Consider the following 6,298-nt stretch of genomic DNA (forward strand, 5'->3'; position numbering starts at 1 on the left):
ACCACTGCGCCGCGAACCTCATCTTCGACATGGATCCGGATATCGACCGTCTGGGCCGACCCGAAGAACTCCCGCAGAGCCGCAGGCAACGCCCTACGCATGTGGGCGGGAGTCGGCTGCACGATCGTCAGACCTCGACACTGGGGAGACCATGCCACCCACATGTCCTCGTCACGCCGGACGATCACATCTACCGGCCTAGCCACGACGGATCACCTCCAGCGCTTCCTCCTGGGTCAGCCCTACCTCCTTGACGAGGATCCGTCGAACGACGACCGGCCCGATGCTCGTCACCGACTCGTGGAACGCCCACAGCAGACGGGGTCTTCCAGGCGCTTCCAACCATCGGTGCGAGCCTCCCGCATCGCGCGAGCCCTCCCCATAGCCCAGCCTGGCCAGGACCTTGAGTAGCTGGCGCGGCTTCATGGCGGGAAACGGACTGCTCATCAACGATGATGATGGCACCCGCTGCGACATCAGCCGATACCCGGATCACCATCCCACTATCCCTGCCCCGGCCGCCCCACGCACGCCTTCGCCACCAGGATCACGCCAGGATCGGACAGCACCACGCCATGCCCGGAATGGGACGCGCCTGGGCCTGCGGTACGAGTCGGCTTGCCATCGGATGATGACAGCCACATTGACAGCCAAGCCGGTGGACGAGGGTGGACAAAGGCGGACGGACCGTCCGAGGTCGCCGGACGCGGCAGACGTCAGCGGACGTCGACCGAAGATCCGGAGCGGACTACGAATCAAGAAGTTGGGGGTTCGAGTCCCTCCGAGCGCACGCTGGTTGAGGCAGGTCAGAGCCCCCTTCCAGCGAGGCATGCACGTACGTACCGTCATCATGGCTTCTGTCGCCGCATGGCCCACAAGATTCAGGACCCCACGATCAGGCTCCGACGACCTCGAGACGCCGCAACATCCGAACTAGTGTGGATGTCGTGAGTATGGCCTACGAAGAAGTCCCGTTCAGCGAGCTGCTACACCACCCGGCGGCAACCACCCGGCGGCTCGACGAGGTACGAGCGCTACGGCTGCGCCGTCGCGACGCGACGGACCTCGCGCTGATGCGGGTGGACCAGCTGGAACAGGACTCCGCCGTGGTCGACTTCGCCACCCGCATGCTTGCCGGCCTGGTCCGCACGGGGCACACCGCCGTCCTACGGCAGGCGTTGCCCGACGCCCTGCCCTGGACGACGTTCCTGCCAACGGAGGATGTCGACGCCTTCTTCGCCGAGCTGATCGAAACAGCACGCGGCACGATGACGCTGAACACACTGGCTCCCATCGCCGTCCTGCTCGCCCAGTGGCGACACAGCGCCGAGATCCACGCCGACCCCGCCCTGTACACGATGCTGACTCGGGAACCGGACGGCGATCTCGGGCCTGTCCCCCGGCCGGCCGCCGTCGAAGCGGAATGAGCCCGAAGCGAGGAGACCGCGCCGCTGCGCCGCCCACCGGCGGCGGACGCATCTGGTATCTGATCGACGAGTCGAACCGGACCGTGTAGGTGATCTACGCCGGTACCGGCCATCCCAAGGCCACCGACTGAGAGCCAGGGTGGCGGACGAACATGGCCACCCACGGACGCCGGTGGATGAACCGCAGCAGTTCGGTAACGCCCCGGCGTCGCCCTCGCCGACACCGCCACCGCGGGAAAGGTCTTCCATGCCGCCTACCAACGCCTACTCACCCCAACCGAGCGTGCCCACCTCTGGCCGGCTGGCCGCCCTGTCGACGGACCCGGCGCCCCTGTTCGTCTACGGAAGCCTGCTCTTCGATGACGTCGTCCGCATCCTCATCGACCGCGACCCCCACCGCACACCCGCCACCGTGCACGGATGGCGTGCCGCTGCCCTACCCGGACGCGTTTACCCCGCGCTCATCGCCGAACCCGAAGCGACCGCTTCCGGGCATCTACTCGACGACCTCACCGCCGAGGAATGGCAAACCCTCGACACCTTCGAAGCCGACTTCTACACCCTCGCCCGGATCACCTTTGCCAACGGCAAGAATGCGTGGACCTACGCCGCTGAGGACCCCGCCACGGTCGAGCCCGTCACATGGGACCCGGAGATCTTCGCCCGGCAGCAGCTATCCGCCTACCTCACCAACTGCACCGCCTGGCGTCAGCACCACGACGCCAGGCGATAGCCCGCACGTTGCCGAATTCCTCGATTGAGAGGTCAAGACCGCAACCGCGCTCGCCCGGTGCGCGGCAGTGGAAACGGCCTCAGCCGGTAGCTGACCCGCCGCCTTGCCGACTGCTGTTCCGGATCTTATCGGTGAGATCTTCCACCTGATCTGCCGGTGGAGGAGTTATGTCACCGAGCGGCACCCCGTAGTCGAAGAATCCGACGGTGTTGCCCACCGTAATGGACGAGCCGGCGACGTTTCCGGTCATGTCTTTCACCGTTATCGAGTATGCCATTTGGATTATCCGACCCTCGGAGTCGATCCAGACGTCCGCCGGGAATGTTTTGGTGGCGATCGAAGCGGACAGCATCTTGGCCGCTGCGGACGGCCGCTCAGCGGCGGCTTTTTCCGGATCGACGACCAGTGTGTACCGGGTGGCGCGGACTCCGCGAATGTCTTCTTCACCTACCACACGGGGTTCCCCAACGACACCGTGGAGGAAGGAAAGGCCCTGGCGCGGGTCGCTCCCGGACGGTCCGGCGAAATCATTGATCCCCATGCCGAGCAGGGCGCTCAGGTCGAAACGAATCCAGGTCTTGCCGGGAGGGAGGGAGAGTTTTTCCTGATCCGCGTACCGAATGTACTCGATCCCGTCGAGAACCATGCCCTCATAGTCGCCGACTTGGGTGACGTTTCCCTTAAGGCGCATCGTACGGCCGTCGAGGGTCGTCACCCCTTCGCCGGTCGCCTCGATGGTCTCGCTCCTACCCTCGACGGGCATCGTCAGCCGCTGGCTGATCGAAAAGCGCATCGTCGTCGCTTCCAGGGTCTTGTCGTAGGCGGCCGCCACCACGGTGACCGGGTCCTTCGACGATCGCCCGTCCTCGGCGCCAACGGTTGACGATGCGCAGCCCGTGAAGGCCAGGACAGCCAGGATGATGCCGAGGGGTGCGCGGGGATATCGCCGCATGGACCTTCTCCGGGAGAGGGGGTGCCTCATCGTCCACCCAACCTTTGGATTAAAAGATCAATAAGAACATTAATATGTACTTATGGTAGCATTTTTCTCCAGCCTGCCGGTAGTCGCGAATGATCCCGTCGAGACGATCACGATCGTTGATCGTTGATCGGCGTGCCGGGTTCGGACAGCAGGCCAGTGCTGGTGCTGGGCGGCACCTGCTGCTGCAGTGATCGGTGGGGCCGGCGGCTGTTGTAGTAATCGATTACCACATTTGGTGGCCGTCGCAGTCCGAAACAGGACAGTTGCTTCCAGGCAGGACCTTCCTCTATCGTCAGCCATGCGATGCACAACGTGGCACCGAGCCGACGACTTGGGGGGGTCTAAGTGCCTGTTTTGAATCTTCTGTCGACCCTGCTGACTACTTACACAGCTACGACTTGATTGAATTGGCCTTAGAGCGACCGGCGACAGGGGGCGCGGCGTCGCGGGACTATTGCCGGGCGCTCTTTGGGAACGATGTGAATCTGGTGTTGTGGCAGGAGCATCAGATTCACATCGTTAAGAGCCTGATTTGAATCCTCTGTCCGGGCGAGCCCAAGATTCAAAACAGACTCTTAACCGTGCTGACCGCAGGTGGAACGGCGGGTACAGAAACCTCGGGCACACCGGCGCCGCTGCCGCAAGCCGCAAGCCGCAAGCCGCAAGCTGCAAGCCGCAAGCCGTAATCAGAACCGAGCTGGGACGCGCCCTCATTTCCCCGAACAGTACTCCTGACGAGATCCCCGTAGATTGAACTGGCGCCTTTGATTGGGTTTCCAGCCGTCAGTAAAATGCTGGTCGATCAACTACTCGGCGTCGGCATCGGCATCGGCATCGGAAGTGGAAGTGGAAGTGGAAGTGGAAGTGGCGAAATAACCTGTGTGGTCGAGCCGGCGATCGAGCATTTCGAGCAGGCCGAGAGCAGTTTCGCCTTTAAGGTATTCGTTCCGTTCTTCACCGTCCATGTTCGAAGGAACCGATCCTATGGCTGACGTGACAGAATCCATTGCGATCATTGGTATGGGTTGCCGCTTCGCGGGCGGCGCCGACACACCCCAGAAATTCTGGCGGCTGCTCGCACGGGGCGAGGATGCGATCTCCGAGGTCCCGCCACAGCGGTGGGCGTCCTACGCCGAAGCCAGCCAGGAGAACGCCGCGGCGCTGCGTAAGACCACGCGCTTCGGTGGCTTCCTCGACGACATCGAGGGATTCGACGCCGAATTTTTCGGAATCATGCCGCGCGAAGCCGAGCTGATGGACCCTCAGCAGCGCATCCTGCTGGAGGTCACCTGGGAGGCGCTCGAACACGCGGGTATCCCGCCGGCGAGCCTCGCCGGTGGCGACGCCGGGGTGTTCGTCGGCGTCGGCTCGGACGACTACGGTCGCCGCCTGCTCGAGGACCTGCCCCGCATCGAGGCCTGGACCGGCATCGGGGCCTCCATGTGCGCCGTCGCCAACCGCATCTCCCACGCTCTCGATCTGCGCGGTCCCAGCCTCGCCGTGGACACGGCCTGCTCGGCGTCGCTGGTCGCCATCCACCTCGCCTGTCAGTCGTTGGCCCTCGGTGAGACTCCGGTCGCGCTGGTCGGCGGCGTACACATCATGGCTGGTCCCGGCCTGACCATGGTCCTCGACGCGGCAGGCGCGATCTCGCCGGACGGCCGCTGCAAGTCCTTCGACGCCGCAGCGAACGGCTACGGCCGCGGGGAGGGCGCCGCGGTGATCGTCCTGAAACGGCTCGCCGACGCCCAACGTGACGGAGACCAGGTGCTCGCGGTGATCCGCGGCAGCGCGGTCAACCAGGACGGCCACACCAACGGCATCATGGCCCCCAGCGGGGAGGCACAGATCCATCTGCTGCGCCGTGCCTACCGCATGGCCGGCGTGGAGCCGGCGACGGTCGACTACGTGGAGGCGCATGGCACGGGTACCCGCGCCGGTGACCCGATCGAGGCCGCCGCGATGGCCGCCGTGCTCGGGCGAGGCCGGCCCGCCCGGCAGCCATGCCTCATCGGCTCGGTGAAATCGAACATCGGTCACCTGGAGGCCGGCTCCGGTGTCGCCGGAGTCATCAAGGCCGTGCTGGCGCTGGGGCATGCCGAAATACCGGCGAGCCTCAACATCAGCGAGCCCAACCCGGCCATCCCCTGGGACACCGCCGGGCTCGAGGTGGTCACGACGACCCGGCCGTGGCCCGTCACCGAGCACCCACGCCGTGCCGGGGTCTCCGGCTACGGCTACGGCGGCACGATCGCGCACGTGGTGCTTGAACAAGCGCCCCCGAACGTGACCGAACCCCTGGTGGACACCGCGCAGCCGTCCCTGTTCCTCGTGTCCGGCGCCACCGAAGCCGGCCTGACCGCGGCCGCCGGGAATCTCGCCGACTGGCTCGAGACCGACGGCGCGGGCACCCCACTGGCCGCGGTCGCCCACACCCTGCGAGAACGGCGCAGCCACCTCACCCACCGTGCCGGAGTCGTCGCGGCCGACCGCGCCGAGCTGGTCGCCGCTCTGCGTGCGGCGGCGGCCGGTAACGAGGCGGCGGGCGTCCGGCTGGGGACGGCGAAACGGCGGGCGATGGGCCCGGTGTGGGTTTTCTCCGGACACGGGTCGCAGTGGGTGGGCATGGGGCGCGATCTGCTGGCCACGGAACCGGCGTTCGGGCGGACGATCGACAGGGTCGGCGAGATATTCGCGGCGGAGATCGGGTTCACTCCGCGTGCAGTGCTCGTCGGCGACGAACTCTCCGCGGTCGACGTCATCCAACCGATGATCTTCGCGATGCAGGTAGCGCTCGCCGACGTGTGGCGTGAGCACGGCTTCGAACCCGCCGCAGTGATCGGCCACTCGGTCGGTGAGATCGCCGCAGCCGTGGTCGCCGGTGCGCTGACCCTCAGCGACGGCTCGCGGCTGATCTGCCGTAGGTCGATTCTGCTCCGTGAGGTGGCCGGCAAGGGCGCGATGGCCATGGTCAACCTGCCCTTCGACGAGGTGCGCGCACGGCTCGGTGAACGCAACGACGTCGTCGCCGCGATCGCGGCTTCGCCGTCGTCGACCGTGATCGCAGGCGACGTCGATCCCGTCGAGGCGACAGCCCGCGCCTGGGAAGCCGAGAAGCTGGTCGTCCGCCGGGTTGCCGCCGATGTCGCCTTCCAC

General features: G+C 66.0%; 6 protein-coding genes and 1 pseudogene. 3 read left to right on the forward strand and 4 right to left on the reverse strand.

Annotated elements, in window-relative coordinates:
• Window positions 1-206: pseudogene (locus U9977_RS24800) on the reverse strand (hypothetical protein); the annotation flags it as partial.
• Window positions 199-447 carry a type II toxin-antitoxin system HicA family toxin gene (locus tag U9977_RS24805; protein ID WP_322751697.1) on the reverse strand — a complete coding sequence of 83 codons (249 nt, stop codon included), beginning with the start codon at window positions 445-447 and terminating at the stop codon, window positions 199-201. The gene U9977_RS24805 and the pseudogene U9977_RS24800, both read right to left, overlap by 8 nt.
• Window positions 448-953: 506 nt before the next feature.
• Here U9977_RS24805 and U9977_RS24810 point away from each other — a divergent pair.
• Together U9977_RS24810 and U9977_RS24815 are read left to right on the forward strand one after the other, a co-directional pair.
• On the forward strand, window positions 954-1,427 hold the full coding sequence (locus tag U9977_RS24810; protein ID WP_416210771.1) for a hypothetical protein: 474 nt from the start codon (window positions 954-956) through the stop codon (window positions 1,425-1,427).
• A gap of 247 nt (window positions 1,428-1,674) precedes the next feature.
• Complete coding sequence (locus U9977_RS24815) at window positions 1,675-2,160, forward strand: gamma-glutamylcyclotransferase family protein (protein WP_322751699.1); 486 nt, start codon at window positions 1,675-1,677, stop codon at window positions 2,158-2,160.
• 79 nt (window positions 2,161-2,239) lie between these two features.
• Here the strand turns inward: U9977_RS24815 and U9977_RS24820 are convergent, their stop codons facing one another.
• Window positions 2,240-2,995 (reverse strand): hypothetical protein, encoded by a 756-nt coding sequence (locus U9977_RS24820; protein WP_322751700.1) that lies wholly within the window; start codon window positions 2,993-2,995, stop codon window positions 2,240-2,242.
• Window positions 2,996-3,948: 953 nt separating this feature from the next.
• Window positions 3,949-4,107: a hypothetical protein gene (locus tag U9977_RS24825; protein ID WP_322751701.1), complete on the reverse strand. Its 159-nt coding sequence runs from the start codon at window positions 4,105-4,107 to the stop codon at window positions 3,949-3,951.
• A gap of 19 nt (window positions 4,108-4,126) precedes the next feature.
• Here U9977_RS24825 and U9977_RS24830 point away from each other — a divergent pair.
• Window positions 4,127-6,298: type I polyketide synthase (locus U9977_RS24830; RefSeq protein WP_322751702.1), on the forward strand; the 2,172-nt coding region annotated here is incomplete at its 3' end.

The sequence above is a fragment of the Protofrankia sp. Cas8 genome (assembly GCF_963555845.1).
Classification (GTDB): domain Bacteria; phylum Actinomycetota; class Actinomycetes; order Frankiales; family Frankiaceae; genus Protofrankia.

What these genes read in the sequence shown, in the direction of transcription:
- U9977_RS24805 (WP_322751697.1), bottom strand. Translation starts at nt 447, where the DNA reads ATGAGCAGTCCGTTTCCCGCCATGAAGCCGCGCCAGCTACTCAAGGTC.
- U9977_RS24810 (WP_416210771.1), top strand. Translation starts at nt 954, where the DNA reads ATGGCCTACGAAGAAGTCCCGTTCAGCGAGCTGCTACACCACCCGGCG.
- U9977_RS24815 (WP_322751699.1), top strand. Translation starts at nt 1,675, where the DNA reads ATGCCGCCTACCAACGCCTACTCACCCCAACCGAGCGTGCCCACCTCT.
- U9977_RS24825 (WP_322751701.1), bottom strand. Translation starts at nt 4,107, where the DNA reads ATGGACGGTGAAGAACGGAACGAATACCTTAAAGGCGAAACTGCTCTC.